The sequence below is a fragment of the Streptomyces sp. NPDC004284 genome (assembly GCF_042874035.1).
Taxonomy (GTDB): Bacteria; Actinomycetota; Actinomycetes; order Streptomycetales; family Streptomycetaceae; genus Streptomyces.
The window spans coordinates 59,749-86,703 of sequence record NZ_JBIAMJ010000009.1; the positions used below are offsets into that span (position 1 = coordinate 59,749).

At 72.0% G+C, this 26,955-nt stretch carries 26 protein-coding genes; 15 read left to right on the forward strand and 11 right to left on the reverse strand.

Going from position 1 to position 26,955, the window contains the following annotated elements; translation table 11 throughout:
- Nucleotides 1-78: 78 nt before the first annotated feature.
- From ACFYUS_RS23585 to ACFYUS_RS23595, 3 genes are read left to right on the forward strand one after another with little or no spacing between them, the layout of a single operon-like run.
- Nucleotides 79-1,530 (forward strand): menaquinone biosynthesis decarboxylase, encoded by a 1,452-nt coding sequence (locus ACFYUS_RS23585; protein ID WP_388855359.1) that lies wholly within the window; start codon nucleotides 79-81, stop codon nucleotides 1,528-1,530.
- Nucleotides 1,527-2,429 carry a menaquinone biosynthesis prenyltransferase MqnP gene (gene mqnP, locus ACFYUS_RS23590; protein WP_388855362.1) on the forward strand — a complete coding sequence of 301 codons (903 nt, stop codon included), beginning with the start codon at nucleotides 1,527-1,529 and terminating at the stop codon, nucleotides 2,427-2,429. Before ACFYUS_RS23585 ends, mqnP begins: the two co-directional genes overlap by 4 nt.
- Nucleotides 2,430-2,460: 31 nt before the next feature.
- Complete coding sequence (locus ACFYUS_RS23595; protein ID WP_388855365.1) at nucleotides 2,461-3,135, forward strand: UbiX family flavin prenyltransferase; 675 nt, start codon at nucleotides 2,461-2,463, stop codon at nucleotides 3,133-3,135.
- On the opposite strand, the gene ACFYUS_RS23600 is transcribed toward ACFYUS_RS23595, so the two are convergent.
- Nucleotides 3,132-3,266, reverse strand: coding sequence for a hypothetical protein (locus tag ACFYUS_RS23600; protein ID WP_388855903.1), 135 nt, complete (start codon nucleotides 3,264-3,266; stop codon nucleotides 3,132-3,134). The two genes, ACFYUS_RS23595 and ACFYUS_RS23600, sit on opposite strands and share 4 nt — an antisense overlap.
- A 112-nt stretch (nucleotides 3,267-3,378) precedes the next feature.
- Between ACFYUS_RS23600 and ACFYUS_RS23605 the strand changes: the two genes are divergently transcribed.
- Together ACFYUS_RS23605 and mqnE are read left to right on the forward strand one after the other, a co-directional pair.
- Nucleotides 3,379-3,834, forward strand: a complete 456-nt coding sequence (locus ACFYUS_RS23605) for an Lrp/AsnC family transcriptional regulator (protein ID WP_388855368.1) — start codon at nucleotides 3,379-3,381, stop codon at nucleotides 3,832-3,834.
- A gap of 51 nt (nucleotides 3,835-3,885) precedes the next feature.
- Nucleotides 3,886-5,049: an aminofutalosine synthase MqnE gene (gene mqnE / locus ACFYUS_RS23610; protein ID WP_388855371.1), complete on the forward strand. Its 1,164-nt coding sequence runs from the start codon at nucleotides 3,886-3,888 to the stop codon at nucleotides 5,047-5,049.
- 51 nt (nucleotides 5,050-5,100) lie between these two features.
- On the opposite strand, the gene ACFYUS_RS23615 is transcribed toward mqnE, so the two are convergent.
- Entirely contained in the window at nucleotides 5,101-5,634 is a 534-nt protein-coding gene (locus ACFYUS_RS23615) for a GNAT family N-acetyltransferase (protein WP_388855374.1), read from the reverse strand.
- Nucleotides 5,635-5,769: 135 nt separating this feature from the next.
- Here ACFYUS_RS23615 and ACFYUS_RS23620 point away from each other — a divergent pair, with 135 nt between their 5' ends.
- From ACFYUS_RS23620 to ACFYUS_RS23635, 4 genes are all read left to right on the forward strand, one after another.
- Nucleotides 5,770-6,036 (forward strand): DUF4229 domain-containing protein, encoded by a 267-nt coding sequence (locus ACFYUS_RS23620; RefSeq protein WP_388855377.1) that lies wholly within the window; start codon nucleotides 5,770-5,772, stop codon nucleotides 6,034-6,036.
- A 407-nt stretch (nucleotides 6,037-6,443) separates the two neighbouring features.
- Nucleotides 6,444-7,793, forward strand: coding sequence for a dicarboxylate/amino acid:cation symporter (locus tag ACFYUS_RS23625; protein WP_388855379.1), 1,350 nt, complete (start codon nucleotides 6,444-6,446; stop codon nucleotides 7,791-7,793).
- 101 nt (nucleotides 7,794-7,894) lie between these two features.
- The gene (locus tag ACFYUS_RS23630) at nucleotides 7,895-8,542 is read left to right on the forward strand and encodes a TetR/AcrR family transcriptional regulator (protein WP_388855382.1); all 648 of its coding nucleotides are present in this window, start codon (nucleotides 7,895-7,897) and stop codon (nucleotides 8,540-8,542) included.
- 99 nt (nucleotides 8,543-8,641) lie between these two features.
- On the forward strand, nucleotides 8,642-10,537 hold the full coding sequence (locus ACFYUS_RS23635; protein ID WP_388855384.1) for an AMP-dependent synthetase/ligase: 1,896 nt from the start codon (nucleotides 8,642-8,644) through the stop codon (nucleotides 10,535-10,537).
- Between the two features lie 25 nt (nucleotides 10,538-10,562).
- Here ACFYUS_RS23635 and ACFYUS_RS23640 read toward each other — a convergent pair whose 3' ends face one another.
- The 4 genes from ACFYUS_RS23640 to ACFYUS_RS23655 form a co-directional block, all read right to left on the reverse strand.
- Nucleotides 10,563-11,849 (reverse strand): phosphatidylserine/phosphatidylglycerophosphate/cardiolipin synthase family protein, encoded by a 1,287-nt coding sequence (locus tag ACFYUS_RS23640; RefSeq protein ID WP_388855387.1) that lies wholly within the window; start codon nucleotides 11,847-11,849, stop codon nucleotides 10,563-10,565.
- A 96-nt stretch (nucleotides 11,850-11,945) separates the two neighbouring features.
- A complete protein-coding gene (locus ACFYUS_RS23645; RefSeq protein WP_388855390.1) occupies nucleotides 11,946-12,602 on the reverse strand; it encodes a pyridoxal 5'-phosphate synthase in 657 nt (218 codons plus the stop codon).
- Nucleotides 12,599-13,858, reverse strand: a complete 1,260-nt coding sequence (locus ACFYUS_RS23650; protein ID WP_388855393.1) for an FAD-dependent monooxygenase — start codon at nucleotides 13,856-13,858, stop codon at nucleotides 12,599-12,601. Before ACFYUS_RS23650 ends, ACFYUS_RS23645 begins: the two co-directional genes overlap by 4 nt.
- Nucleotides 13,859-13,968: 110 nt before the next feature.
- A complete protein-coding gene (locus ACFYUS_RS23655) occupies nucleotides 13,969-15,132 on the reverse strand; it encodes an acetyl-CoA acetyltransferase (protein ID WP_388855396.1) in 1,164 nt (387 codons plus the stop codon).
- 106 nt (nucleotides 15,133-15,238) lie between these two features.
- Between ACFYUS_RS23655 and ACFYUS_RS23660 the strand changes: the two genes are divergently transcribed.
- On the forward strand, nucleotides 15,239-16,402 hold the full coding sequence (locus ACFYUS_RS23660; RefSeq protein ID WP_388855399.1) for an acyl-CoA dehydrogenase family protein: 1,164 nt from the start codon (nucleotides 15,239-15,241) through the stop codon (nucleotides 16,400-16,402).
- Nucleotides 16,403-16,873: a nitroreductase family deazaflavin-dependent oxidoreductase gene (locus ACFYUS_RS23665; protein ID WP_388855402.1), complete on the forward strand. Its 471-nt coding sequence runs from the start codon at nucleotides 16,403-16,405 to the stop codon at nucleotides 16,871-16,873.
- Between the two features lie 434 nt (nucleotides 16,874-17,307).
- Here ACFYUS_RS23665 and ACFYUS_RS23670 read toward each other — a convergent pair whose 3' ends face one another.
- Complete coding sequence (locus ACFYUS_RS23670; RefSeq protein WP_388855405.1) at nucleotides 17,308-17,955, reverse strand: TetR family transcriptional regulator; 648 nt, start codon at nucleotides 17,953-17,955, stop codon at nucleotides 17,308-17,310.
- Nucleotides 17,956-18,263: 308 nt separating this feature from the next.
- On the opposite strand from ACFYUS_RS23670, the gene ACFYUS_RS23675 reads away from it, so the two are divergent.
- Together ACFYUS_RS23675 and ACFYUS_RS23680 are read left to right on the forward strand one after the other, a co-directional pair.
- Nucleotides 18,264-19,049 carry a VOC family protein gene (locus ACFYUS_RS23675; protein ID WP_388855408.1) on the forward strand — a complete coding sequence of 262 codons (786 nt, stop codon included), beginning with the start codon at nucleotides 18,264-18,266 and terminating at the stop codon, nucleotides 19,047-19,049.
- 150 nt (nucleotides 19,050-19,199) lie between these two features.
- Nucleotides 19,200-21,611 (forward strand): PQQ-binding-like beta-propeller repeat protein, encoded by a 2,412-nt coding sequence (locus ACFYUS_RS23680; RefSeq protein ID WP_388855411.1) that lies wholly within the window; start codon nucleotides 19,200-19,202, stop codon nucleotides 21,609-21,611.
- 27 nt (nucleotides 21,612-21,638) lie between these two features.
- Here the strand turns inward: ACFYUS_RS23680 and ACFYUS_RS23685 are convergent, their stop codons facing one another.
- Nucleotides 21,639-22,208 (reverse strand): hypothetical protein, encoded by a 570-nt coding sequence (locus ACFYUS_RS23685; protein WP_388855414.1) that lies wholly within the window; start codon nucleotides 22,206-22,208, stop codon nucleotides 21,639-21,641.
- 124 nt (nucleotides 22,209-22,332) lie between these two features.
- On the opposite strand from ACFYUS_RS23685, the gene ACFYUS_RS23690 reads away from it, so the two are divergent.
- Nucleotides 22,333-22,953: a hypothetical protein gene (locus ACFYUS_RS23690; RefSeq protein WP_388855417.1), complete on the forward strand. Its 621-nt coding sequence runs from the start codon at nucleotides 22,333-22,335 to the stop codon at nucleotides 22,951-22,953.
- On the opposite strand, the gene ACFYUS_RS23695 is transcribed toward ACFYUS_RS23690, so the two are convergent.
- From ACFYUS_RS23695 to ACFYUS_RS23705, 3 genes are read right to left on the reverse strand one after another with little or no spacing between them, the layout of a single operon-like run.
- Nucleotides 22,919-23,689 carry an enoyl-CoA hydratase/isomerase family protein gene (locus ACFYUS_RS23695; RefSeq protein ID WP_388855420.1) on the reverse strand — a complete coding sequence of 257 codons (771 nt, stop codon included), beginning with the start codon at nucleotides 23,687-23,689 and terminating at the stop codon, nucleotides 22,919-22,921. The genes ACFYUS_RS23690 and ACFYUS_RS23695 overlap by 35 nt on opposite strands.
- Nucleotides 23,686-24,111: a Zn-ribbon domain-containing OB-fold protein gene (locus tag ACFYUS_RS23700; RefSeq protein ID WP_388855423.1), complete on the reverse strand. Its 426-nt coding sequence runs from the start codon at nucleotides 24,109-24,111 to the stop codon at nucleotides 23,686-23,688. The genes ACFYUS_RS23695 and ACFYUS_RS23700 overlap by 4 nt, the downstream gene beginning before the upstream one ends.
- Before the next feature lie 15 nt (nucleotides 24,112-24,126).
- Nucleotides 24,127-25,269 carry a lipid-transfer protein gene (locus ACFYUS_RS23705; RefSeq protein ID WP_388855426.1) on the reverse strand — a complete coding sequence of 381 codons (1,143 nt, stop codon included), beginning with the start codon at nucleotides 25,267-25,269 and terminating at the stop codon, nucleotides 24,127-24,129.
- A gap of 114 nt (nucleotides 25,270-25,383) precedes the next feature.
- On the opposite strand from ACFYUS_RS23705, the gene ACFYUS_RS23710 reads away from it, so the two are divergent.
- Nucleotides 25,384-26,934, forward strand: a complete 1,551-nt coding sequence (locus ACFYUS_RS23710) for a FadD3 family acyl-CoA ligase (protein ID WP_388855853.1) — start codon at nucleotides 25,384-25,386, stop codon at nucleotides 26,932-26,934.
- Nucleotides 26,935-26,955: the final 21 nt, after the last annotated feature.

The window sequence follows — 26,955 nt, forward strand, 5'->3', positions numbered from 1 at the left end:
CCCTGGAAGCAGCGGCGGGAGCCGTCGTGGCGGCCCCGGTGACGAGCCCAGCCTAGCCGGTGACCGATACTGGCCCCTATGGCTTACGACGATCTCCGCTCGCTGCTCAGGGCCCTGGAGCGCGAAGGCGACCTCAAGCGCATCAAGGCCGAAGTCGACCCGTACCTGGAGGTCGGGGAGATCGTCGACCGGGTGAACAAGGCGGGAGGGCCGGCGCTTCTCTTCGAGAACGTCAAGGGCTCCTCCATGCCGCTCGCGATGAACGTCTTCGGGACCGACCGGCGCCTGCTCAAGGCCCTCGGGCTCAAGTCGTACGGCGAGATCAGCGAGAAGATCGGCGGGCTCCTCAAGCCGGAGCTGCCGCACGGTTTCGTGGGGGTCCGCGAGGCCTTCGGGAAGCTGGGCTCGATGGTCCACGTGCCGCCGAAGAAGGTGAAGGAGGCCCCCGTGCAGGAGGTCGTCCTCACCGGGGACGACGTCGACCTCGATCTCCTTCCGGCGCTGTTCACCTGGCCGAAGGACGGCGGCTCCTTCTTCAACCTGGGCCTCACCCACACCAAGCACCCCGAGACCGGTGTGCGGAACCTGGGGCTCTACCGGCTCCAGCGGCACGACAAGCGCACCATCGGCATGCACTGGCAGATCCACAAGGACAGCCGCAACCACTACGCGGTGGCCGCCGAGCGCGGCGAGCGGCTGCCGGTCGCGATCGCCTTCGGCTGCCCGCCGGCCGTCACGTACGCCTCGACGGCGCCGCTGCCCGGTGACATCGACGAGTACCTCTTCGCCGGCTTCGTGCAGGGCAAGCGGATCGAGATGGTCGACTGCAAGACCGTCCCGCTCCAGGTCCCGGCCAACGCCGAGGTCGTCGTCGAGGGCTGGCTGGAGCCGGGCGAGATGCTGCCGGAGGGTCCCTTCGGCGACCACACCGGCTTCTACACCCCGCAGGAGCCCTTCCCCGCCCTGAAGATCGACTGCATCACGATGCGGAAGCGTCCGCTGCTCCAGTCGATCGTCGTCGGCCGGCCGCCGACCGAGGACGGGCCGCTCGGGCGGGCGACGGAGCGCTTCTTCCTGCCGCTCCTCAAGATCATCGTCCCGGACATCGTCGACTACCACCTGCCGGAGTCGGGCGGCTTCCACAACTGCGCGATCGTCTCGATCGACAAGAAGTACCCGAAGCACGCGCAGAAGGTCATGCACGCCATCTGGGGCGCGCACATGATGTCGCTGACCAAGCTGATCATCGTGGTCGACAAGGACTGCGACGTCCACGATCTGCACGAGGTGTCCTGGCGGGCGCTGGGGAACACGGACTACGCCCGGGACCTGACGGTGGTGGAAGGGCCGGTGGATCATCTCGACCACGCCTCCTACCAGCAGTTCTGGGGCGGCAAGGCCGGTATCGACGCCACGAAGAAGCTGCCCGAGGAGGGCTACACCCGGGACGGCGGCTGGCCGGACATGGTGGAGTCGGACCCGGCGACGGCGGCTCTGGTGGACCGCCGCTGGAAGGAGTACGGGCTGTGACCACGGCCGCCGTACCGGGCGCCCAGCCGGGGCGCGCGAAGGCCTTCCTGCGGCTCGTGATGATCGAGCACTCGGTCTTCGCGCTGCCCTTCGCCTACATCGCCTCCCTCACCGCGATGTTCCAGCTCGACCGGAACATCCACTGGTGGACGCTCTTCCTCGTCACCGTCTGCATGGTGGGTCTGCGGACCTTCGCCATGGCCTGCAACCGGATCATCGACCGCGAGATCGACGCGCGCAATCCGCGCACCGCGAACCGCGAGCTGGTGACGGGCGCGGTGTCCGTGCGCTCGGCGTGGACCGGGGCGGGGATCGCCGTCGTCGTGTTCCTGGGCGCGGCGGCGCTGCTCAACCCGCTCTGCCTGGCGCTCGCGCCGCTCGCCGTCATCCCGATGGTCGTCTATCCGTACGGGAAGCGGTTCACGAACTTCCCGCACGCGATCCTGGGCCTCGCCCAGTCCATCGGCCCGATCGGCGCCTGGCTGGCGGTGAGCGGGGAGTGGTCCTGGGACGCCGTGATCCTGGGCCTCGCGGTCGGCATCTGGATCGGCGGCTTCGACCTGATCTTCGCCTGCCAGGACGTGCAGGCGGACCGGGCGCACGGCGTCATGTCCGTCCCGGCCCGCTTCGGCGTCCCGGCCGCGCTGTGGGGCGCCCGCGCCTCGGCGGTCGTGACGACGGGGCTCCTCGTCTGGTACGCCCTGGCGACGGACGCGGGCCTGTTCTTCTGGGTCGGCCTGGTGATCGTGGCGGTCGCCTTCTGCTACGAGCACACGATCGTGAAGCCGCACGACCTGTCCCGGCTGAACAGGGCGTTCTTCACCACGAACGGTTTCATCGGGATCAGCCTGTTCGTGTGCGCGCTGCTCGACCTGCTGGTCCGCGGGCTCACCCCGTAGCCCCGGCGCGATGACGGATAGGCTCGGCGGCATGAACGACGGCAAGCGCACCCCCTGGATCGTGGGGGTTTCCGGTGCGTCGGGTACGCCGTACGCCGCCGCCGTGCTGAGGGGGCTGCTCGCGGCGGGGGAGAGCGTCGACCTCGTCGTGTCGCGGGCCTCGCGGCTGACGCTGCTGGACGAGACGGGGATCTCCTTCCGGGACGCGCACTGGCGCGAGGACCTGGCGGTCTGGCTGGCGCGGGGCGCGGACGGGAAGCCGGACGCGTTCGACGTGTCGGACCGGCTGGGCGATGTGCGGTACTGGGCGGCCGGGGACCTGGGGGCGGGACCGTCCTCCGGCTCGTACCCGGCGAAGGGGATGCTGGTGGTGCCGGCCTCGACCGCCGCGGTGGCGGGAGTGGCGCTGGGGCTCTCGAAGGACCTGCTGCAGCGGGTCGCGAGCGTGACGCTGAAGGAGCGGCGTCCGCTGGTGGTCTGCGTGCGGGAGACCCCGCTGAACGGGCAGACGCTCAAGCACATGGTGACGCTGGACGAGGCGGGCGCCGTGGTGCTGCCCGCCTCTCCGGCGTTCTACGCGGGGGCGACGCACATCCAGGATCTGGTGGACTTCGTCGCCGGGCGGGTGCTGGACGCGGCGGGGGTGCCGCACCAGCTGTACCGCCGGTGGGAGGGAGAGCTCGGTGGAGCCCTCTCGTCTGATTAGCGCTTCTTGGCGTGCTTCTTGGCGGCGCGCTTCGAGGCGGCGGACGTCTGGTGGGCACGCGAGCGGTTGGCCATCTCCTGCAGCTCGCGCATGCGGGCGTAGGCCATCTCGATCGTGTACACGGTGATCACTCCTGAAAGATCGTCTTTGATCCGCTGAAAGATTCACAGGGTGTCACCCCTGCATGCCTTAGATTCTATACCTAAACTCGCTGTACCGCTGGACAATGGAAGGTGAATTCCTATGGATGCCGTGGACAGGCAGCTCATCCAGGCCCTGCGTGAGAACGGCCGCGCCTCGTACGCCGAGCTCGGCCGGCTCGTCGGGCTCTCCGGCCCGTCCGTCACCGACCGCATCAACCGCCTCGAGGCCGCCGGAGTCATCACCGGCTACCGCGCCACCGTCGACGCCGCCTCGCTCGGCCTCGGTGTGACCGCCCTCATCGGCATCTCGCTCTCCGACGCCGCCGACCACGAGGACGTGGCCCGCCGCCTCAAGGACCTCGCCGAGATCGAGGACTGCTGGTTCATCGCCGGCGACGACTCCTTCATGCTCAAGGTGCGCGCCAACGACGTCGACGGACTGGAGAAGACGATCCGCCGGCTCTCCGGCACCAAGGGCGTCTCCCGCACCCGTACGACGATCGTGCTCTCCACCAAGTGGGAGAACCGGGTCGGGGAGCTCCCCGAAGAGCGCTGAGAGTACGGTGGGCAGAGCTTGATTTCGGAGACATAAGGGAGGCGGCCGTACATGGACGCGGGACTCAAGCGCGAACTTGAGCAGAAGGTCCGGGACGGTGAGCGGCTGAGCCGTGAGGACGGCATCGCCCTGTACGAGTCCGACGACCTGGCCTGGCTCGGTGGTCTGGCCCACGAGGTCCGGACCCGCAAGAACGGCGACGTGGTCCACTTCAATGTCAACCGGCATCTGAACATGACCAACGTCTGCACCGCCTCCTGCGCCTACTGCTCCTTCCAGCGCAAGCCGGGCGAGAAGGACGCGTACACCATGCGCATCGAGGAGGCCGTGCGCCTCGCGAAGGCGATGGAGAACGAGAACCTCACCGAGCTCCACATCGTCAACGGGCTGCACCCCAACCTGCCCTGGCGCTACTACCCGCGCTCCCTCTCCGAGCTCAAGAAGGCCCTGCCGAACGTCTCCCTCAAGGCGTTCACGGCCACCGAGATCCACCACTTCGAGACGATCTCCGGCCTCTCCGCCTCCGAGATCCTCGACGAGCTCATCGACGCCGGTCTGGAGTCCCTGACCGGCGGCGGCGCCGAGATCTTCGACTGGGAGGTCCGCCAGCACATCGTGGACCACAGGACCCACTGGGAGGACTGGTCCCGGATCCACCGGCTCGCGCACGAGAAGGGTCTCAAGACCCCGGCGACCATGCTCTACGGGCACATCGAGGAGCCGCGCCACCGCGTGGACCACGTGCTGCGGCTCCGTGAGCTCCAGGACGAGACCAACGGCTTCCAGGTCTTCATCCCGCTGCGCTACCAGCACGACTTCGTGGACATGCAGGACGGCAAGGTCCGCAACAAGCTCCAGGCCCGCACCACGATGGCGACCGGCGCCGAGGCCCTGAAGACCTTCGCGGTCTCCCGGCTCCTCTTCGACAACGTGCCGCACGTCAAGGTCTTCTGGGTCATGCACGGCGTCCAGACGGCGCAGCTGGCGCTCCAGCACGGTGCCGACGACATGGACGGCTCGGTCGTCGAGTACAAGATCACGCACGACGCCGACAACTACGGCACGCCGAACAAGCTGGGCCGCGAGGACCTGCTCGAACTGATCCGCGACGCGGGCTTCCGCCCGGTCGAGCGGAACACGCGGTACGAGATCATCCGCGAGTACCCGGGTCCGGACGCGGAGCGGCGCGAGACGCCGCAGTCGATGCGGTTCTGACACGAGGTGCGGAAAGGGCCGGCGGGATCACCCGCCGGCCCTTTCCCGTGCTCACCTCAGCGGCAGCAGCATGATGATGTCGTCGCGGTCGTCCCCGGGGGCGACCCGGATCGCGTCGGGGACGCGGCCGACCTCCTTGTAGCCGGACTTGGCGTAGAAGCCGTCGACGCCGGTGCCGCCGCGGCAGGTCAGCCGGATCGCCTCGATCGCCTCGAAGCCCTCGGCCGTGCGGGCGGTGTGCTCGACCGCCGCCATGAGGTCGCGGCCGTATCCCTTGCCCTGGTGCCGGGGGTGGACCATCACGGTGTAGAGCCACACCCAGTGGGACATCAGCGGGTGGCCGTTGAAGGTGAAGAAGGCGGTGGCGGCGACCCGGCCGTCCTCGTCGCGGCCGACGAGGAGGCGGGTGCCGCCCTCGGTCATCGCGACGAGGTGCCTGAGCAGGGCGGGGCGTATCGCGTCGGGGGTCACGGGGGGTACGAAGCCGACGGCGCCGCCCGCGTTGGAGACGTCGGCCCAGAGGGAGAGCACGCCGTCGCGCAGGGTTCGGTCGACTGCCGGGTCCACCTCGAAGGTAAGGGTCATGGCGTCAGGTTATCTATTACGTCTACCGCGCTCAAGAGGCCCGGTCCCGGGGTGGCCGCCGCCGCATGCTTCACTGGATGGCGCTCGTCCCTCATGGGAACTTTGGGATCATTCGGAACGGAAGAGTGGACTGACATGCTCCGCTACACGCTGATGCGGCTCGGGATCTTCGCCGGGTGCTTCCTCGCCCTGTGGGGTCTCGTCTACGTCGGCGTGCTGCCGCGCGGTCTGGGCGACTCGAACCTGCTCTGGGTCCTCCTCCTCGCCATCCTCGTCTCCGCCCCGCTGAGCTTCGTCCTCCTGCGCAAGGTGCGCGACGAGGCGAGCGCCGAGGTCGTGGCGAAGGTCGAGCGCGCGAAGGGCCGGCTGGACTCGAACCGGTCCCAGGAGGACGCGCTGTAGCCGCCGTCCGTCATGTAAGGGCTGCGTAAGCTTCCTCACAGACATCCACCCCAGGCCGGAGCCTTCCAAGGCTCCGGCCTGGGGTGTTCTGCGTTTCGCAGGTCTGCGGGCGCCAAGAGGTCTCAAAGAATGGCTTTGAGGTTCTCAAAGTTCAAGTGTTAACGTGTTGGACATGACGACAGCGGTGCGCCCCGACGACGCCGCGAGCACCCCGCTCGTGGCGCGCCTGCACGTCGATCTCTGCCTCCCCCAAGCGCTTCGCTTCGCTCGTGCAGGGGGTACCCCCGGTATGTCCGCGGTCTGTTGCCGCGCCTCCTGATCCGGCATCATGCAGCGGCCCGCGCCGAGCGCGCGTGTGCCGCACCCCCCTCCCGTATTCCCCCGATACGCACCCGTGGAGTGTGCCCGTGTCCGCGTCCGCCACCGCGACGACCGAGAACGAGTCCAAGCCCTCGTCCCGCATACCCAAGGTCCCCTTCTGGGTCCAGATCATCGCCGGTCTGGCCCTCGGTGCCCTGCTCGGCTGGATCGCCCGCAGCCAGGACGTCTCCTGGCTGAAGGAGACCCTCGGCCAGATCGGCGACATCTTCGTCCAGCTGCTCAAGCTGGCCGTCGCGCCGCTCGTCTTCTTCGCGATCCTGGTCTCGATCACCAACCTGCGGAAGGTGAACAACGCCGCCAGGCTCGCCAGCCGCACCCTCCTCTGGTTCATGATCACCTCGCTGATCGCGGTCGGCATCGGCCTCGCCATCGGCCTGATCACCAACCCGGGCGCCGGCACCGGCCTCACGCCGAAGGACGGCCAGCTGCCCAAGCACGAGGGCTCCTGGATCGACTTCCTCACCGGCATCATCCCGACGGACGTCATCACGCCCTTCACCGAGCTGAACGTCCTCCAGATCGTCTTCATGGCCGCCGTCGCCGGCATCGCCGCCCTCAAGCTCGGCGACCGCGCCAAGCCGATCCTCACCCTCTCCGAGTCGGCCCTGGAGCTCCTCCAGAAGGCCCTGTGGTGGGTCATCCGCCTCGCCCCGCTCGGCACCGTCGGCCTCATCGGCTTCGCCATCGCCGACTACGGCTGGGACCTGATCGGCAAGTACGCGACCTTCACCGCCGACATCTACATCGGCTGCGCCCTGGTCCTCTTCGTCGTCTACCCGACGCTGCTCGCCACGGTCGCCAAGGTCAACCCGCTCCGGTTCTACAAGGGCGCCTGGCCCGCGATCCAGCTGGCCTTCGTCTCCCGCTCCTCGGTCGGCACCATGCCGGTCACCCAGAAGGTCACCGAGCGCCTCGGCGTCCCGAAGGAGTACGCCTCCTTCGCCGTCCCGTTCGGCGCCACGACCAAGATGGACGGCTGCGCCGCGATCTACCCGGCGCTCGCCGCGATCTTCATCGCGCAGATCTTCGACGTGCAGCTGAGCATCGGCGACTACGTCCTCATCGCCTTCGTCTCCGTCATCGGCTCGGCGGCCACCGCCGGCCTCACCGGCGCGACGGTCATGCTCACCCTGACCCTCTCCACCCTGGGCCTCCCCCTGGAGGGCGTCGGCCTCCTCATGGCGATCGACCCGGTCCTCGACATGATGCGCACGGCCACCAACGTGGCGGGCCAGGCGCTGATCCCGGTGATCGTCTCCGCCCGCGAGAAGATCCTCGACCTCACCGCGTACGAGAACGCCTCCTCCTCCCCGATCGACGACCTGGTCGAGCTCGGCGAGAAGGACCAGAAGGTCGCGGTCACGGCCGCCGCCTGACCCCCGTGTGAAGCCTGCGCGCCCCCCGCCCCCGTCCGGGCGGGGGGCGCGTACGCTTTCGCGGGGCATCCAGTGGATCTTGGAAGCAAGGGGTGGACGCCATGGCCGGCGGGGCGAAGGCGCGACGGTTGCCGCGGGTGGTGCGGGAGCGGCAGATGCTGGACGCGGCCGTGAGGTGCTTCGCGCGCAGCGGGTACCAGGCGGCGTCGATGGACGAGATCGCGGAGCTGGCCGGGGCGTCGAAGCCGCTGGTCTATCTGTATCTGGGGTCGAAGGAGGAGCTCTTCACCACGGTCATCCGGCGGGAGGCCGGGGCGCTGCTCGGGGCCGTGGCCGCCGGGGTCGGAGGGGTCGGAGGGGCCGAGGTGCCGCCCGACGAGCGGCTCTGGGCGGGGCTGCTCGCCTTCTTCACGTACGCGGCGGAGCACCCGGACTCGTGGGTGGTGCTGAACCGGCGGGCGCGGACGCACGGGGAGCCGTTCGCCGGGGAGGCGGCGCGGATGCGGGACGAGGTCGTGGGCTTCGTGGCGGGGCTGATCGGGGAGGCCGTCGGGGAGGCGGACGTGGCCCTGGGCGGGCGGGACGTGGAGGCGCTCGCGCAGGCGCTGGTGGGGTCGGCCGAGTCGCTGGCCGGCTGGGCGAACGAGACGCCCGGGGTGACGGCGAAGGAGGCCGCCGCGACGCTGATGAACTTCGCCTGGGCCGGGCTCGGAAACCTCATGAAAAGCGAGCGCTGGTCTCCCCGTTGAGCCTTACCGCGCAGTAAGGTTACCGACTGGTCAAAGGATCACAGGGCTCAACGCACCGACGCACGACCTCAGTTCATCGCGCAGACCGAGGAGCCGCACGTGTCCGTCGTCACCGCCGCATCCGGGACCGAGCCGGTCGAGCCGCAGAAGGTCGTGGTGGACGGGCGGGTGCGGGAAGTGTCCTCTCCCGCGCTCGTCCCCCGCGTGGCCCGCGGCTCGCTCGCCGACCTGCCGTACGACAACGCCCGGCAGGAACCCGACGCCGTCCTCTTCTCCCGGAAGGGCGCGGACGGGGAGTGGCAGGACGTCACCGCCGCCCGCTTCGCCGCCGAGGTGCACTCCGTCGCCAAGGGACTCATCGCCTACGGCCTGCGCCCCGGCGACCGCCTCGCCCTCATGGCCCGCACCACCTACGAGTGGACCCTGATCGACTTCGCCGCCTGGGCCGCCGGACTCGTCACCGTCCCCGTCTACCCCACCTCCTCCGCCTTCCAGACCCGCTGGATCCTCCAGGACTCCGGCGCCGCCGCCTGCGTCGTCGAGGACGCCGAGCAGGCCCGGCTCGTCTCCGCCGAGCGGCGGCAGCTGCCCGGCCTCGCCCACCTCTGGGTCCTCGGCACCGGCGCCGTCGACCAGCTCCGCAAGGCCGGCGCGCGGGTCGCCGACGAGGCCGTCACCGCCCGCCGGGGACTGCTCACCCCGGCGACCCTCGCCACCCTCATCTACACCTCCGGCACCACCGGCCGGCCCAAGGGCTGCGCCCTCACCCACGCCAACTTCTTCGCCGAGGTCGACAACGCCGTCCGGCTCCTCCACCCCGTCTTCGTCTCGGAGAGCGAGGAGCCCGCCGCCACCCTCCTCTTCCTGCCGCTCTCCCACGTCTTCGGGCGGATGGTCGCCGTCGGCTGCGTCCGCGCCCGCGTCCGCGTCGGGCACGCGCCCTCCGTCGAGGGCGAGGAGCTCCTCGCCGACCTGGCCGGCTTCCGGCCCACCTTCCTCCTCGCCATCCCGTACGTCCTGGAGAAGGTCTTCAACAAGGCCCGCGCCACCGCCGAACGCGGCGGGAAGGCCGCCGCCTTCGACCGGGCCGCGGAGATCGCCCGCCGCTACGGGCGGACGGCCACGCCCTCGCTCCCCCTGCGGGCCGCCCGGGCGCTGTACGACCCGCTCGTCTACCGCCGCATCCGGAGCGCGCTCGGCGGCCGCGTCAAGCACGTGATCTGCGGCGGCTCCCCGCTCGGCGCCCGGCTCGCCGAGTTCTTCGCGGGCGCCGGCGTCGAGGTCTTCGAGGGGTACGGCCTGACGGAGACCACCGCCGCCTCGACGGTCACCCCGCCGCGCCGGCCGCGCACCGGAACCGTCGGCTGGCCGCTGCCGGGCACCGCCGTGCGGATCGCCGACGACGGCGAGGTCTGGCTCAAGGGCGGCCACGTCTTCGCCGGCTACTGGGACGCGCAGCGCGGGACGGCCCTGCCGTACACCGACGAGGGCTGGTTCCCCACCGGGGACATCGGCTCGCTCGACGACGACGGCTATCTGCGGATCACCGGCCGCAAGAAGGACATCCTCATCACCTCGGCGGGCAAGAACGTCGCCCCCGCCCCCCTGGAGGACTGGCTGCGCGCCCACCCGCTGGTCGCCCAGTGCATGGTGGTCGGCGACGACCGCCCGTACGTCACGGCCCTGATCACCCTGGACCTCGAAGGCCTCACCCACTGGCGGCGGATGCGGCGCAAGGAACACCTGGCGCTCTGGGAACTGGCCCGCGACCCGGAGCTGCTCGCCGCGCTCCAGCGGGGGGTGGACGACGCCAACCGCCTCGTCTCACGGGCCGAGTCGATCCGCGCCTTCCGTGTCCTGACCACCGACTTCTCGGAGGCCTCCGGCCACCTGACCCCGTCCCTGAAGCTCAAACGGCGGGCGGTGCTGCGGGACTTCGCCCGGGACATCGAGGAGATGTACGGGGCGGAGGGGGACTGGGGGGCGCGCCCGTAGCGGCGCGCCCCCCAGCGGGCGGGGTTCAGCAGGTGGCGTCGACGGCGTCGCCGTTGGCCGGCTGGTGCGTGGTCGCGGCGCGCAGCGTGTTGTAGTTGGCGACGTACGCGTCGTGGACCGCGGAGTCCTCGATCTGGAGCATCGTCTCGTCGCTCTGGCGCAGCGAGTTGGTGGACCAGTTGTGGCTGCCGGTCCACACGATCTTGCGGTCGGGGGTGTCGTAGTAATTGCCCTCGACCAGCAGGTACTTGTCGTGGATCCAGGTGGAGTCCTTGCCGCAGTAGTACTTGGTGATGACGCCGTTGTAGGCGTTCGTCGTCCTGGCGAGGAGCTTCTCCAGGGACGTCTTGCCGAGGCCGTTGGTGCCGTCGTGGGTGAGGGCGACCTCGACGTAGCAGCCCTGGGCGTCGAGCTCGACGAGCCTGTCCGCGAGGTAGGGGCGGGAGAAGATCGTCATGGCGACGCGGATGCGGGTGCGGTGGTTGTCGGTGGTGCCGACGACCGAGTTGCCGAAGCACTGCACGTGGTCGAGGACGGTCGCGACCGTGTCCTCGCTCGGGTCGTCGTAGAAGACCGAGTCGCCGGTCGCGGCGCGCGGATAGAAGTGGATCTTCGCGTTGCCGGAGGCGACGGGCGCCCGGCCGGTGTCGTAGTAGTTGTTGTTCGGGACCTTGGCGGCGAGGTCGTCGAAGTAGCCGTTGTAGGCGTGGTAGATGCCGTCGTTGCCGGTCAGGACGAGGGCGTTGTTCCAGCCGAGGTAGCCGTCGCGGCCGGTGTGCAGGTTCGCCGAGGACTGCATGACGACGCGGGGCGTGCCGTTCGTCTCGGTGAAGAGGATGAACTTGTTGTGGTTGATGGCGTCGACGCCGCCCTTGGAGAGGGTGCCGACGCAGCCGCGGGCGGTGCCGCAGTGGGTGACCCAGGACGGCTTGGAGGTGTCGGTGCCGAGCTTCGCGGTGAGCGTGTTGTACAGCGCGTAGCCGGTGGCCTTGACGTCGAAGATCGCCTGGACGCCGACGCCCCGGTCGTAGGCCGCGGTCAGGGCGTTCGTGAGGGTGGAGTCGTTCAGGTAGTAGTACGACAGCCGGATCCGGGAGCCGGCCGGGGCGCCGTTGATCAGCTCGATCTGCTTGTCGACGATGGCCCGCTGCTGGGCCGTGGTGCCGATCGGGTTGTTGAAGACGGCCTGGGTGGTGACGGCCGCCGTCGCGGCCGAGGCTTCGGCGCCCGCGGGTGCGGTGGAGAGCGCGAGGGTGGTCGTCAGGAGCGCCGCCGCCAGGGCGACGGCGCGGAGCTCGTGCCGGATGCGCATGGGCTTCCTTCCGTGTGAGGGACGCCCCTACGACTTGCGCCCCGGCCCTCGGGTTGCGTCCGTTTTCGGACACGTCCGGCACGCTCTGCCGGCGGCTCACGGCCAGAGGAGTTCGCGGGTCCAGGTCCCGTCCGGCGTGCGGCGGTAGCGGAGGCGGACGTGGCGGCGGCGGGCGTCGCCCTGGAAGAACTCGACCTCGGCCGGTTCGACGATGTACAGGGTCCAGCCGGGGGCGGGGGCGTCCGGTTCGGCCTCGGCCCGGAGCCAGGCCGCCTCGCTCGCCTCGGCGAGGGTCGCGGGGGAGTCGAGGACCTCGCTCTGCCGGCCCACGAGCGCCGCGGCGAGGGCGCCGGTGGTGCGGGCGTGGAGGTCCTCGTGGGCCTCCTCGGGGGTGCCGGTGGTGACGTGGCCCCGGACGCGGACCTGGCGGCCCTGGGCCGGCCAGTAGAAGCCGAGCGCGGCCTCGGGGCGGGCGGCGAGCTGGCGGCCCTTGGCGCTGCCGGCGTGCGAGGCGAAGTGCCAGCCGCGGGCGTCGGCGTCGTGCAGCATCACCGTACGGACGTCGGGCCGGCCGTCCTCGTCCACGGTGGCCAGGGAGGGGGTGTGCGGCTCGGTCTGGCCGGCCGCGACCGCCGCCGTGAACCAGTCGTGGAAGAGGGGGAGCGGCTCGGGCGGGGCGCCCGCCGGGTCGAAGGACGGGAGGGCGGTGTCCCAGACCCTGAGGGAGTGCAGGGCGCGGTGGAAGTCGGTCATGCGGCCAGCGTAGGCCGTGCGGTGGTGTCGTAGTCCTCGATCGCGACGGCGTTCGCCGTGGCCTGGATCTCGTCGCGGATCTTCTTCGCGATGAGGTTCTTCCAGGGGGTCTTCGGCAGCGTCCGGACCATGAGCATGCGCAGGGCGATCTTCCACTTCCGGTCGACGACCATCTCCTTGACGAAGCGCTCGGCCATCTTCTGGTTGCGTGCCACGCCGGGCCGCATCCGCTCCTCGTAGCGGGCGAAGGCGACGGTGTGGTCGCCGCCCGCCCGGGCGAGTTCGCCCGCCAGGACGTACGCGCCGGTGAGGGCGAGGCCCGTGCCCTGGCCGGAGGCGGGGGAGGTGCAGTGGGCGGCGTCGCCGAGCAGGACGACCCGGCCGGCGGACCAGCGGTCCATCTCCACGAGGGCGATGGAGTCGAGGTAGAAGTCGTCGGCGTCGGCGGCGTGGCCGAGCAGGCGCGGGATCTCCCAGCCGTCGCCCTCGAAGGTGCGGGCGAGGAAGCGCTTCTGGGCGGCGGTGTCGCGGTGGTCGGGCTGCTCCTGGGTGGAGGAGAAGATGAAGAGGTTCTTGGCGTCGGTCTCGCCGGCGGAGCTGTAGACGCAGGTCAGCTTCCCGGGGAGCGCGTGGTAGGTCTCCCAGCGGTCCAGGCCCAGGTGGTTGGGGGCCGTGAAGATGGAGATGTACGCGTCGAGGTGGCGCTTGTACCGCTCCTCCGGGCCGAAGACGAGCCGCCGGGTGTTCGAGTGGAGGCCGTCGGCGCCGACGACCAGGTCGAAGCGGCGGACGGTGCCGGACTCGAAGGTGACGGTGACCCCGTCGGCGTCCTCGGCGAGGGCCGCGATCGAGTCGTCGAAGACGTACTCGACGTCCTCGCGGGTCCGGTCGTACAGGATGCGGGCGAGCTCGCCGCGCATGATCTCGTCGTCCTCCTCGACGCGGCCGCCGAAGATGTCGGCGGGCAGTTCGCCGATGGTGCGGCCGGCGTCGTCGACGTACGAACCGCCGCGCATGTCCGTGGACTTGGCGCGGATCTCGTCCAGGACGCCCATCCGGCGGCAGACCTCGATCGCGGTGCCGCGGATGTCCACCTTGTAGCCGCCGGTGCGCAGTTCGGGGGCGCGCTCGACGACGGTGGGGGCGAAGCCGTAGCGGTGCAGCCAGAGGGCGAGGGCGGGGCCGGCGACGGAGGCGCCGGAGATCAGGACGGTCTTGGCGGTCTTCGTGGCGGCGGTCGTGGCGTTGTGCGTCATGGCGGGACTCCTTGTCGGGTGTCTGCGGGCCGTTCCCCTGCCCGCAGACATGACTATACGGATGTCCTACACAGTTGTCTATGACGCTTGTATAGATTCCTGGGCCGCCCTCAGTTCCGGCCCAGCACCACCGTCCCCGAGGAGCAGAACCAGCCCCCCGTCCCCGACGCCACCGCCAGCTCCGGCAGTGAACCGTCCGGCCGTCGCACCTGCAGGCCCGGCGCCTCGCCGCGCAGTTGGCGCACCGCCTCCACCAGCAGGAACAGGCCCCGCATCCCCGGGTGACAGGCCGAGAGCCCGCCGCCGTCCGTGTTCACCGGCAGCCGGTCCTTCTCCTGGACGAAGGCCCCGCCCTCGCCCTTCGCGCAGAAGCCCAGGTCCTCCAGGGTCACCAGGGTCATGTAGGTGAAGGCGTCGTAGATCTCGGCGACGTCGATGTCGGCGGGCCGCACGCCCGCCCGCTCGAAGGCCAGCCGGCCGCTGACGGCCGCCGGCGAGACGGTGAAGTCCTCCCACTCGGACATCGTGGTGTGCGAGACGTGCTCGCCCGTGCCCAGCACCCAGACCGGGGCCTTGCGGCAGTCCTTCACGTACTCCTCGGCCACGAGCAGCACCGCGCAGCCGCCGTCGCTGCGGATGCAGCAGTGCAGCTTGGTGAAGGGGTCCGCGATCATCGGCCCGTCCAGGACCTCGTCGACGGTGATCGGCTCGCGGAACATCGCCTCCGGGTTGAGCGCCGCGTTCGCCCGCGCCCGCACGGCGACCTCCGCGAGCTGCTCCAGGGTCGTGCCGTACTCGTGCATGTGGCGGCGGGCGGCCATCGCGTACTTGGCGATCAGGGTGTGCCCGTACGGGACCTCGAACTGGAGCGGGCCGCGCGAGCCGAACGAGAGGTTCGCGGTGCGGCGCCGGGCCCGGATGTCGGCGCGGGCGGTGGAGCCGTACACGAGCAGGACCGCGTTCGCGTGGCCCGCGGCGATCGCGTCGGCGGCGTGCGCGGCCATGACCTCCCAGGTGGCGCCGCCGACGGCGGTCGAGTCCACCCAGCGGGGGCGCAGGCCCAGGTACTCGGCGACCTCGACCGGGGCGAGCGTGCCGAGGCCCGCCGAGGCGAGGCCGTCGATCAGTGAGCGGTCCAGCCCGCTGTCCGCGAGGGCGCGCCGGGCGGCCTGGGCGTGCAGGGCGTAGGGGGTGGCCTCGTCGACCCGGCCGCAGTCGGAGAGGGAGACGCCGACGACGGCGACGCGGCGGGCGCTGCGTGTGGTGGTGGGCATGAATCTGACGGTACATCAGATTCTTTGAATCGGGACCGGCGTCGCTCTGGGCAACCCGCCCTGCACCGCCCTAGCATGACGCACCGTCAGATACGGAGGAAGCTCCATGGACACCTCGCCACCCGTCCCGCCGACGGACCCGCTCACCGAGGAGCAGCAGGAGATCCGCCACACCCTGCGGGACCTCCTCGCCGAACGGGCCGGACCGCACGAGAACCGCGCGGCCACCGCCACCCCCGAGGGCTACGACACCGCCCTCTGGGCCCGCATGTCCGGCACCCTCGGCCTCGCCGGACTCACCCTCCCCGAGGAGTACGGAGGCGCCGGCCGCGGCCCCGCCGAACTCGCCCTCGCCTGCGAGGAGACCGGCCGCGCCCTCGCCCCCTCCCCGCTCCTCGCCACCACCGTCCTCGCCGCCCCGCTCCTCACCGCCCTCGGCACCCCCGCCCAGCGCGCCGCACACCTCCCGCGCGTCGCCGACGGCAGCCTCACCTGCGCCCTCGCCGTCCCCACCGCCCCCGCCCTCGCCCTCGGCCTCACCGGCGACAACGCCGACGGCGGCTGGTCCGGCGACGGACGGGCCGGCGGCATCCAGGCCGCCCGCACCCCGGACGGCGGCTGGCGGCTCTACGGCGAGGCCGCCCAGGTCATCGACGGGCACAGCGCCGGACTGCTCCTCGTCGCCGCCCACACCGGCGGCTTCGCCCGCAGCCGGACGCTCCTCTTCCTCGTCCCCGCGGACGCCGAAGGGCTCGTACGGACCCGGCAGCCCGCCCTCGACCTCACCCGGACGCAGGCCACCGTCCAGCTCCGGGACGCCCCGGCCGAACTCCTCGGCGAGGAACCCGCCGACGTCCTCGGCGCCCTCGCCGTCACCGGCCGCGCCGCCGCCGTGATGCTGGCCGCCGAGGCCGTCGGCGCCGCCGGGGCCGCCCTCGACCGCGCGGCCGGGCACCTCGGCCCGCCCGAGCACGCGGCCAGGCACCGCCTCGCCGACCTGTACGTCCAGGTCGAGGCGGCCCGCTCGCTGACCCACTGCGCGGCCCGCGAACCGGGCCCGGGCCCCGACGGCGGACCGCTCGCCCTCGCCCACGCCCTGGAGGCCCTGCGCGCCACCGCCCTGGAGGCCCTCCAGCTCCACGAGGGCGACACCTGGGACGACCTCTCCTTCAAGCGGGCCGCCTCCGACGAACTGCTCTTCGGCCCCGCCCGGAAGCTGCGCGACCGGGCGGCCGAACGGACCGGACTCTTCGGAGAGGAGGCGGCGTAGATGCCCGCAGGACGCGCACTCGTGCAGAAGGTGTCCTCGACCCGGACCTTCGCCAAGCTCGCCCCGCACGTCATCCCGGCCATGGACCGGGCCGTGCACCGGCTGACCAAGGGAAAGGTCCTGCTCAGCGCCCGGATGCTGCCCGGGGTGATCCTCACCGCCCGGGGTGCGAGGAGCGGGCAGCCACGGGTCACCCCACTGGCCTGCATGCCCGAGGGCGACGGCCGCTGGCTCCTCATCGGCTCCAACTTCGGCCGCCCGGGCCACCCCGCCTGGACGGCGAACCTGCTCGCCCATCCGGACGTCGAGGTCAACTGGCGCGGTGAGGACATCCCCGTACGGGCGGAACTCCTCACGGGCGAGGAACGGGCGGCCGCCTGGAAGGCGGCCCTGGACTTCTGGCCCCCGTACGCCACCTACCAGGCGCGGATCGAGCGCGAGATCCGCCTCTTCCGCCTGACCCGGAGATGAAGCCGGGGCGCCCGGGCGAAGGCGAAGCCGGGCGCCGGGGCGGAGGTGAAGCCGGGCGCCGGGGGCAGAGGTGAAGCCGGGCGCCCGGGGAAGCGGCGGCGCCGGGGTGGTCCGTGGGCCGGGTTCCGGGGGCGGTGGTGCCGGGCGGTGGTCCGTGGGCCGGGTCTCGGGGGCGGTGGTGCCGGGCGGTGATCTGCGGGCCGGGTCCCGGTGGCGGCGGTGGCCGGTGGTGGTGGCCGGTGGTGGTGCCGGGCGGTGGTCCGTGGGCCGGGTCCCCGGGGCGGCGGCGCCCGGAGGCGGCGGCCGGTGGCGGTCCGTGGGACCGGTCCCGGGAGACGGCGACGCCGGCGGCGGTTCCGCTCCGGTTCGGGGGAGCGGGCCGCCGCCGGCGTCGGCGACAGGACGGGGGGAGGAGCCTCGTTCTCCGGGAGGGGCTATCGGGTCGGCTTCTTGCCGGTGATGCCCAGATGCACCAACAGGGCGAGGTTCGGCTTGAGTTCGGCCTGCTTCACGCCCCAGGTCTGGAAGCCCTTCTGGTGGCCGGCGACCGAGGCCAGCATCGCCACCAGGGCGCCCGCCATCGCGGCGGGGCTGACGTCCTTGTCGACCTTGCCCTTGGCCTGGAGCTCCTTCACCGCGTCCGTGAGGGAGTTGGTGACCGAGTTCAGGATCTTCATGCGGATCTTGTAGAACCGCTTGTCGCCCTCGGCGGCACCGAGGTCCACGACCCGCAGGATCGCGTCGTGCTTCCGCCAGAAGTCCAGGAAGCCCTCGACGAGTTCCTCCGAGGTCTGCCAGCCGGCCTTGCCGACCCAGGAGCGGCCGGAGACCAGCTCGGTCAACGCGGCTCCCTCCTTGGCCATTTCCTCCGCGATCTCGAGGACCGCTCCCTCGACGTCCGGGAAGTACTGATAGAACGTCGCGGGTGAAGTACCCGCCTTCCGGGCCACATCGATGACCTTGACGTCCCGGTAGGGCGAGGAGCTGAGCATCTCACCGAGGCAGTCGAGCAGCTTCTGCCGCGTCGCCTGGCCGCGTCGTCCGGCCACGCGGCCGTCGACGGTGCGTACTTGTCCTGTCATGCCGTCAGCTTACCGAGGGGGGGTCCGCGCGCGATTCGGCCGAGTGCAAATGGGGTGCACACCCCTCACGGCCCCGTTCTGCGAGGTCGGCGCGGGTCCGGGCGGGGGAGCCCGGGGACGGGTTCGAGCCACTTCGGAGCCGGCCGGGGGACTCGCGCGTCTGTCCCGTACCCGAATCGGCTTATGAACAGCCTGTGGACAACTTCGGTGGACAACCCCGTCCCCGCAAGGCTTCCACCCCACCGAATCGCCTCTTTGTTCGCATCTCGGGGCGTGCGGGACCGCCTCCGCCGTCCTAGCGTGTGGACATGGCCGTACGCACTGAGGGCACCCCCTGCTGGGTGGACGCACAGCTCCCCGACCTGGAAGCGGGCAAGCGCTTCTACGGCGAGCTCTTCGGCTGGACCTTCGACCCCGACCGCGACGAGGCCCTCCTCGACGGACGCCGGGTCGCCGGGCTCGTCCCCAAACGCGACGGGCGCATGCCCACCACCTGGACCCTCTACCTCGCCACCGAGGACGCGGGCACCCTCGCCGTCCGGATCAAGGCCGCCGGCGGCCAGATGGTCATGGAGCCCTATCCCGTCGGCCCCTTCGGCGTCTACGCGCTCGCCGCCGACCCCGGCGGCGCGGTCTTCGGCATCCGCCAGGCGGGCGACCCCGACGGCTTCGAGGTCACGGGCGAACCGGGCTCCTTCTGCTGGATGGAGGTCCACACCCGCCGCCCGGACGCCGTCGACACCTTCTACGCCACCGTCTTCGGCTACCTCGGCCGCCAGGCCGACCCCGCGCAGGAGGGCAAGGGCGCCGGCTTCGACTACCGCGTCTGGTCGCCCCCCGGCTCCCGTCCCGGCGACGGCACCGCCTTCGCCGGGCGGGCCGTCATCACCGACGACTTCCCCGCCGAGATGCCCGGCCACGTCCTCGTCCACTTCGCCGTCGCCGACTGCGACGAGGCCTGCGAGACCGCCGTCCGCCTCGGCGGCCGCGTCGCCACCCCCGCCCTCGACACCTCCCACGGCCGCGTCGCCGTCCTCCACGACAACCAGGGCGCCCGCTTCGCCGTCCTCGCGGAACGCGCCGACGCGAGCTGACTTTCCGCCGCCGGCATGAGCCAGGACACCCGTCGGTATGACATGTGACACCCCGATCCGCCCCCGGGTTCGCAACCAGGCCCCCGGACAGGAAGAATCAGGGGTCACGGGGCCGTACCCTCATGGCCCGTACGGGGAGGTGGCAGGCAAGTGGAACAGCTGACGCAGCACGACCCGAGACGTATCGGGCCCTTCGAGGTGCTGGGCCGGCTCGGCGCGGGGGGAATGGGCCTGGTCTATCTCGCGCGCTCGGCCTCCGGGCGGCGCGTGGCGATCAAGACCGTGCGCACGGAGCTCGCGGAGGACCAGCTGTTCCGGGTCCGCTTCACCCGGGAGGTGGAGGCCGCCCGGGCGGTCTCCGGCTTCTACACGGCCGCGGTGGTCGACGCCGACCCGCGCGCCGCCGTGCCGTGGCTGGCCACCGCCTACGTCCCGGCGCCCTCCCTCGAAGAGATAGTGAACGAGTGCGGGCCGCTCCCGGCCCAGGCCGTCCGCTGGCTCGCGGCGGGCGTCGCCGAGGCCCTGCAGTCCATCCACGGCGCGGGCCTGGTCCACCGGGACCTCAAGCCCTCCAACGTCCTCGTCGTCGAGGACGGCCCCCGGGTGATCGACTTCGGCATCGCGTCGGGCGTGTCCAACACGCGCCTGACCATGACCAACGTCGCCGTCGGCACCCCGGCCTACATGTCGCCCGAGCAGGCCCGCGACTCGCGCAGCGTCACCGGCGCCAGCGACGTCTTCTCGCTGGGCTCGATGCTGGTCTTCGCCGCCACCGGACACGCGCCCTTCCACGGCGCCAACCCGGTCGAGACCGTCTTCATGCTGCTGCGGGAGGGCCCGGACCTGGAGGGCCTCCCGGACGAACTGCGGCCCCTCATCGAGTCCTGCATGCAGATGGACGTCACCCGCCGGCCCACCCCGGCCGACCTCCAGGCGCAGCTGGCCCCGCACCTGTTCGGCCCCGGCAGCGACGACAGCGGCACGGCGTCCGCGTGGCTGCCGCTGAGCGCCACCGCCATGATCGAGCGGCGCCGCGGCGGCGGCCGCCAGCTGCCGGCCCCGGCCGTGCCGCCGAGGCCCTCGGCGGCCCCGCCGGGCCCCCGCCCCGACCCGCGCTTCCCGGAGCGGCCGGACCGGGCGCCGGACCCCGCGCCCGTCGGCGGCCGGCACGCCGGTCCCTCCGAGAGCGCGGGCGGTCCCGTACGCCTCGGCGGCGCGACCGTCCCGATCGGCCCCGGCCCCCGGGTCGCCGACACCCGGGCGGCGCTCGCCGTCGGCCGGGGCGCCGACGCGGGCCCCGCGACCGGCTGGATCCGCCCGCCCGGCGGCACCGAGCCGGGCCCGCAGCCCGGCTCGCGGCCGGTGTCCGTGCCCCCGCAGGGCGCCGACCAGGCGGCCGCGCAGCCGCCGCCGGAGCCCGGCCACTGGCGGCCCTGGCGCTTCCGGATGTCGAACGACGTCTGGGGCACCCCGGTCGTCGACGGCGACCTGCTGTACGTGACCTCCTTCGAGGTGCACGCCCTGGACACGGGCAGCGGCCGCCGCCAGTTCAAGACCCGGGACGTGGCCTGGTCGATGGCCGTCGCCGCGGGCCGCATCCACGCCTCCGACGGCCCCACCCTGTACGCCCTCGACGCCCTCGACGGCGGCGAGCGCTGGCGGCTGCACACGGACGCCTACGTGTACTCGCTGAAGGTCGACCGGGGCACGGTCGTCACCGGCACGCGCGGCGGCGGGGTGCAGGGCTGGGAGGCCTCCAACGGCGCCAAGCTGTGGGAGGTCACCGGCGCGCAGACCGACTTCGAGACCGCGGAGGCGGGGCCCGCCGTGCACGGCGACACCGTGTACGTCTGGCGGGACGCCCGGCTCCAGGCCCTCGACGCCCGCACGGGCGTGGAGCGCTGGTCGTACCCGATCGGCGACGCGGCCTCCTGCGCCAACGTCCCCGTACGGGTGGCCCCCGCCGAGGACGGCTGCGTGTACGTCTCCGCCGGGACCCGGGTCCTGTCGATCGACATCGCCGCGGGTCACGTCCGCTGGCACTTCGAGGCGCCGGCCGTCTTCCTCTCCCCGCCCACGTTCGCGCCGGGACCGGCCGTCACGGGCGGCGGGGTGTACCTGTCGGACCACCTCGGCACGGTGTACGCGCTCGACGCCACCACCGGCCAGGACCGCTGGCGGATCGCGACCGAGCCGCGCCAGTCCACCGAGCCGGTGCTCGTCGCCGACGGCAACGTCCACGTCGGCAGCGGCAGCGCGCTCTACACGCTCGACGCGGTCACCGGCACCCCCCGCTGGCGGTTCGCGGCGGGCGGCGAGCTGGTCGGCTCCCCGGTCGTCGCCGACGGCCGGATCCACTTCGGCTCGGCCGACCACGTCCTGTACACCCTGGACGCGACCGGCGGCCAGCTCCGCTGGAAGCTCGCGACCGGCGGCGAGATCACCGGCTCGCCGGTGGCGAAGGGCGGGGTCGTGTACGCGTGCAGCAAGGACCGCTGCGTGTACGCGCTCGACGCGGTCAAGGGCACGGCGACGGGCAGGGGCGCGCCCGCGCGCCCGTAGCGCCTCCCCGGACCCGCCGTCCCCGGGCTAGCCCCGGGGCGGCGGGTCTTCCCGGTCCGGGTCCGGTACGTCGAAGGTCCGGGTCTCCGCGTAGGGGTCGGGGGCCTGCGGGCCGCCGTCCGGCGGCGGGCCGGCCGGCGTCGGACGGGTGGGCGGGGGCGGCCCGTCCACCCGGTGGACGTGATGCCTCCGGCCCGACATGACGAGCGCGCCGAGGAGCAGCAGGATCCCGCCGCCGAGGGCGTTCGCGACCCCGTCGCCGAGCCCCGTACCGGCGCCGTCGACCGTCAGGCCGCCCTCCGCCTGGCCGACCCGCACCATCCACAGGATCGTGAAGCCGAGGACGACGAGCCCGGCGAGGGCGACGAGCAGGCGGGAGCGGAGCAGTACGCCGACGAGGGTGACGAGGGCGGCGAAGGCGAAGGGCAGCAGGATCGAGCCCACGACGTCGGCCTTGGCGTCGGTGATGCCGGTGAAGAGCTCGCCGATCGCGTAGTCGCGCCCGTGACGGCCGTCGTACCAGGCACGGAAGGGGCTCCAGACGGCGGCCGTCGCTCCGGCGAGAGCCAGGACGGAGCCGACGATGTTGCGGATCATCGTTGCGGCCTCCTCGCGGGTCCCCGCTCTCGCTCCCGACGCTACGCCGGGTGGGGGCGGCCTGCCAGGTGGCGCGGCGGCGCTAGGGTGGCGCGGACACGACAGACAGGACGGGGTGGCGGCGATGATACGGACGCGTCTGAAGCTCGCGGCGACGCTCACCGTGGTGGTCCTCGCGCTGACCGGTTTCCACACCGGCCACGGGGGTCACGGCAGCAGTGGCGGCAGCGGGAAGAGCAAGAGCGGCAAGAGCAAGAGCCGGAGCCACTCGGGCTCCCACGACGACGATGACGACTCGGGCGGCGGCTGCTCCAGCGACGAGCAGGGCAACGACGACTACATCAGCTCGGACCACTCGGGCGGTTCCACGGCCACGGCCAGCCCTTCCCCCACGTCACCGCAGGTCGAGGTCGTGGTCGTCGACTGCGTGAAGCCCGCCGGGAAGAAGCGCAAGGGCAGGCCCGCCCGCGGGGCGGACACCACCTCGACCCTGCGGATCACCTCGCACGACGCGCTGCCGGGGACGTACGAGGTGACCCTGGAGTTCAAGGGCGTCACGGGTTCGGCGGTCGACACGGCCACGGCGCTCGTCACGGTCGGGGCCTACGGGGACAAGACCTTCGAGGTCGCGATGAAGCACCCGAAGGCCGTCTCGTCCGTGAAGAACTGCTTCGTGTACGACGTCCGCCGGAAGGACGCCACCGCCACTCCTAGCGCGTCCGGAAGCCCGTCCTCCGGCTCGTGAACAGCTCCGCCTGCCGGTCCGCCGGCAGGTTCCCGAGGGCCACCAGGTGCGGGGCGTGCGCGAGGGCCTGGGCGCGGGAGGCCTCCTTGGTGGACCAGAGGGCCCGGACCGTGCCCTGGACGGCCTCCGTCGGGTAGGAGGCGATGACGGCGGCGGCCTCGCGGGCGGCTTCGAGGGCCCGGCCCGGCTCGGTCACCTCGCTGACGAGTCCCGTCTCGTACGCGCGCCGGGCGGAGACCCGCTCGGCGGTGCCCATGAGGGCCATCCGGGCGATTTCCCCGTACGGCATCCTCTGCGCCATGTGGACGGTCTCGAAGGCGCTGACCATTCCGTAGGCGGTGTGCGGGTCGAAGAAGGTGGCGCTCTCGCCGGCGATCAGGAACTCCGCCTCGCCGAGCAGGTAGAAGGCCCCGCCGCAGGCCATGCCCTCGACGGCGGCGACGACCGGTTTCCACAGGTCGTTCGCCTTGGGGCCGATGGCGATCAGGGGGTCGTCGATCGTGTACGGGGAGGAGGGCTGCGGCACCTCCGCGGAGCGGTCGATGCCGGTGCAGAAGGCCCGCCCGCCGGCCCCGGTGACGACGATCGCGCGGACCTCGTCCTCGTACCGGAACCCCCGCCAGACGGAGCCCAGTTCGCGGGCCATGTCCAGGGTGATCGCGTTGTGCTTCTCCGGCCGGTCGAGGGTGACGACCGCGACCCCGGTCTCCTTGTCGCGCTCGACCCGGACGCTCATCCGCGCTCCAGGAGCCAGCGGGGGACGATGACGCCGTCGACCTCGGTGAAGGCGACGCGGACGGCGGCGCCGATCCGCAGCCGTGCGGGGTCGACCGAGTTCAGGGGGGCGTCGGGGGTGGCGACGACGTTGCCGGCGAGGCGGATGCGGGGGGCTTCGGCGAGTTCGACGAGCACCGCGTTGTACGGGGCCTGGGCGGCGTAGTCGGGCAGGAGCGGCGGATGGGGGAGGACGTACGACCAGATCCGGCCGCGTCCGGACATGAGCCGCCACTCGCTGTCGAAGGACTGGCAGTGCGGGCAGCAGGGGCGGGGCGGGAAACGGAGCTCGCCGCAGGAGGCGCAGGCCTGGATCCGCAGTTCGCCCCGGGCGGCGTACTCCCAGAAGGGGGCGCCGTCCTCGTCGATGACCGGTGAAAGCATGGCGGGACCAACTCCTCAGGCTCGCAGCAGGATGGCCGATGTGGGGACGCCCTCGCCCGCCGTGACCAGGCAGGTGGCGGCGTCGGGGACCTGGGCGGTGGAGGTGCCGCGGAGCTGCTTCACGCCCTCGTTGATGAGGTTGAAGCCGTGCACGTACGCCTCGGAGAGTCCGCCGCCGCCGGTGTTGAGGGGCAGCCGCCCGCCGATCTCCAGGGCGCCGCCCTCGGTGAAGGCGGCCCCTTCCCCTCGTCCGCAGAAGCCGTAGCCCTCCAGGGAGAGCGGGACGAGCGGGGTGAAGGCGTCGTAGATCTGGGCGACGTCCACGTCGGCGGGGCCGAAGTCGGCCTGCTTCCAGAGGTGGCGGGCGGCGGTCCAGGCGGGGCCGGAGAGCGGGTCGTCGTTCCAGTAGTTGACCATGCCGTGGTGCTGGGCGGGCAGGCCCTGGGCGGCGGAGTGCACGTACACCGGCTTCTGCCGGCAGTCGCGGGCGCGCTCGGCGGAGACGATGACGCAGGCGAGCGCGCCGTCCGTCTCCAGGCAGTTGTCGAAGAGGCAGAGGGGTTCGCTGATCCAGCGGGCGGTCATGTACATCTCGCGGGTCAGCGGCCGCTCGTACATGATCGCGGCGGGGTTCTGGTTGGCGCGGTTGCGGCAGGCCAGGGCGACGTTGAAGAGGTGGTCGCGGGTGGCGCCGTACTCGTGCATGTAGCGGCGGGCGAGCATGCCGATCTCGTCGGCGGGGCGGAGCAGCCCGAAGGGGCGGGTCCACTGGCCGGGGGTGGGCAGCTGGACGGCGGTGTTCTTCCACGGGCGGGGGCCGGAGCCCCGCTTCCGGGACCGCCAGGCGACGCCGACGCTCGCCTGTCCGGTGGCGATCGCGGCGGCGAGGTGCCCGACGGTGGCGCAGGAGCCTCCGCCTCCGTACCCCACCTTGCTGAAGAAGGTGACGTCACCGGCACCGATGGCCTTGGCGACCTCGACCTCGTCGGTCTCCTCCATCGTGTACGAGGCGAAGGCGTCGACCTCGGAGGGCTCGATGCCCGCGTCGTCGAGGGCGGCGAGGATCGCCCGGCAGGCGAGGGTCCTCTCGGTCTCGGGGAGCTGTTTCGCGAAGGCTGTCTGTCCAATGCCGACGATGGCCGTGGCGTCCTTGAGCACCGAACCTCCTCATGGGGCAGCACTGCTGACAGCGCGTCAGGCTACAACTAATCTGACGGATAGTCAGCTACAGGGAGGCGAGGCATGGACGTGAGCATGGACCCGGGTGATGACCTGCGCGGCGACCTGGAGTGGAGCACGATCCCCGGACTCGTACGGGCGGCCGCCGAGCGCCACGGGCGGCGGGAGGCCGTCGTCGACGGCCGCGTCCGCGTCACCTACGCCGAACTCGGCGAACGCGTCGAACGGGCCGCCGCCGCCTGCCTCGCCACCGGGATACGGACGGGGGACCGGGTCGCGATCTGGGCCCCCAACACCCTCGACTGGATCGTCTCCGCCCTCGGCGCCGTCACCGCCGGCGCCGTCCTCGTCCCCCTCAACACCCGCTTCAAGGGCACCGAGGCCGCCGACGTCGTCAAGCGCTCCCGGGCCAGGCTGCTCTTCGTCACCGGCACCTTCCTCGGCACCTCGTACGTGGCCTCCCTGCGCCGCTCGGGCATCGAACTCCCCGACCTGGAAAGGGTGGTGGTCCTCGGCGACACCGCCCCCGACGACGAGGGCTGGACGACCTTCAAGGCCTTCCTCGCGGAGGGCGACGGCGTCTCGGCCGCCCGGGTCCGTGCCCGAGCCGACGGCATCGACCCCGACGCCCCCTCCGACATCATCTACACCTCCGGCACCACCGGCCGGCCCAAGGGCGCCGTCATCAGCCACGCCCAGACCCTGCGCTGCTACGCGATCTGGTCCGCACTCGCCGGCCTGGCGGAGGGCGACCGCTACCTCGTGGTCAACCCCTTCTTCCACACCTTCGGCTACAAGGCCGGCATCCTCGCCTGCCTCATGCGGGGCGCGGTGATCATCCCGCAGTCCGTCTTCACCGTCGACACCGTCCTCGCCAACATCGCCGCCGAACGCGTCACCGTCCTCCCCGGCCCTCCCACCCTCCACCAGTCCCTCCTCGACCACCCGGCCCGCCCCGCCCACGGGCTCTCCACCCTCCGCCTCGTCGTCACGGGCGCCGCCGTCGTCCCCCTCCGGCTCGTCGAACGCCTCCGCACCGAACTGGGCGTGACCACGGTCCTCACCGCGTACGGCCTCTCCGAGGCGAGCGGCATCGTCACCATGTGCCGCCGCGACGACCCGGACGAGACGATCGCCACGACGTCGGGCCGCCCGGTCCCCGGCACCCGGGTGCGCCTCTCGGAGACGGGCGAGGTCCTGGTCCGGGGCCACAACGTCATGAAGGGCTACTTCGAGGACGAGGAGGCCACGGCGGCGACGATCGACGCGGACGGCTGGCTCCACACCGGCGACATCGGCGTCCTCGACGAGGCCGGCAACCTCCGGATCACCGACCGCCTGAAGGACATGTTCATCGTCGGCGGCTTCAACGCCTACCCGGCCGAGATCGAACAACTCCTCGGCCTCCACCCCGACATCGCCGACGTCGCCGTCATCGGCATCCCCGACCCCCGCCTCGGCGAGGTCGGCAAGGCCTTCGCCGTACGGCGGCCCGGGTCGGGCGTCACGGCGGACGACCTGATCGCCTGGTCGCGCCGGGAGATGGCGAACTACAAGGTCCCGAGGGAGGTCGAGTTCGTGAACGAGCTGCCGAGGAACGCGAGCGGGAAGGTGGTGAAGGGGGAGCTGCGGGGGAGGGGCTGACGGGCCGGTCACTGGACCGCC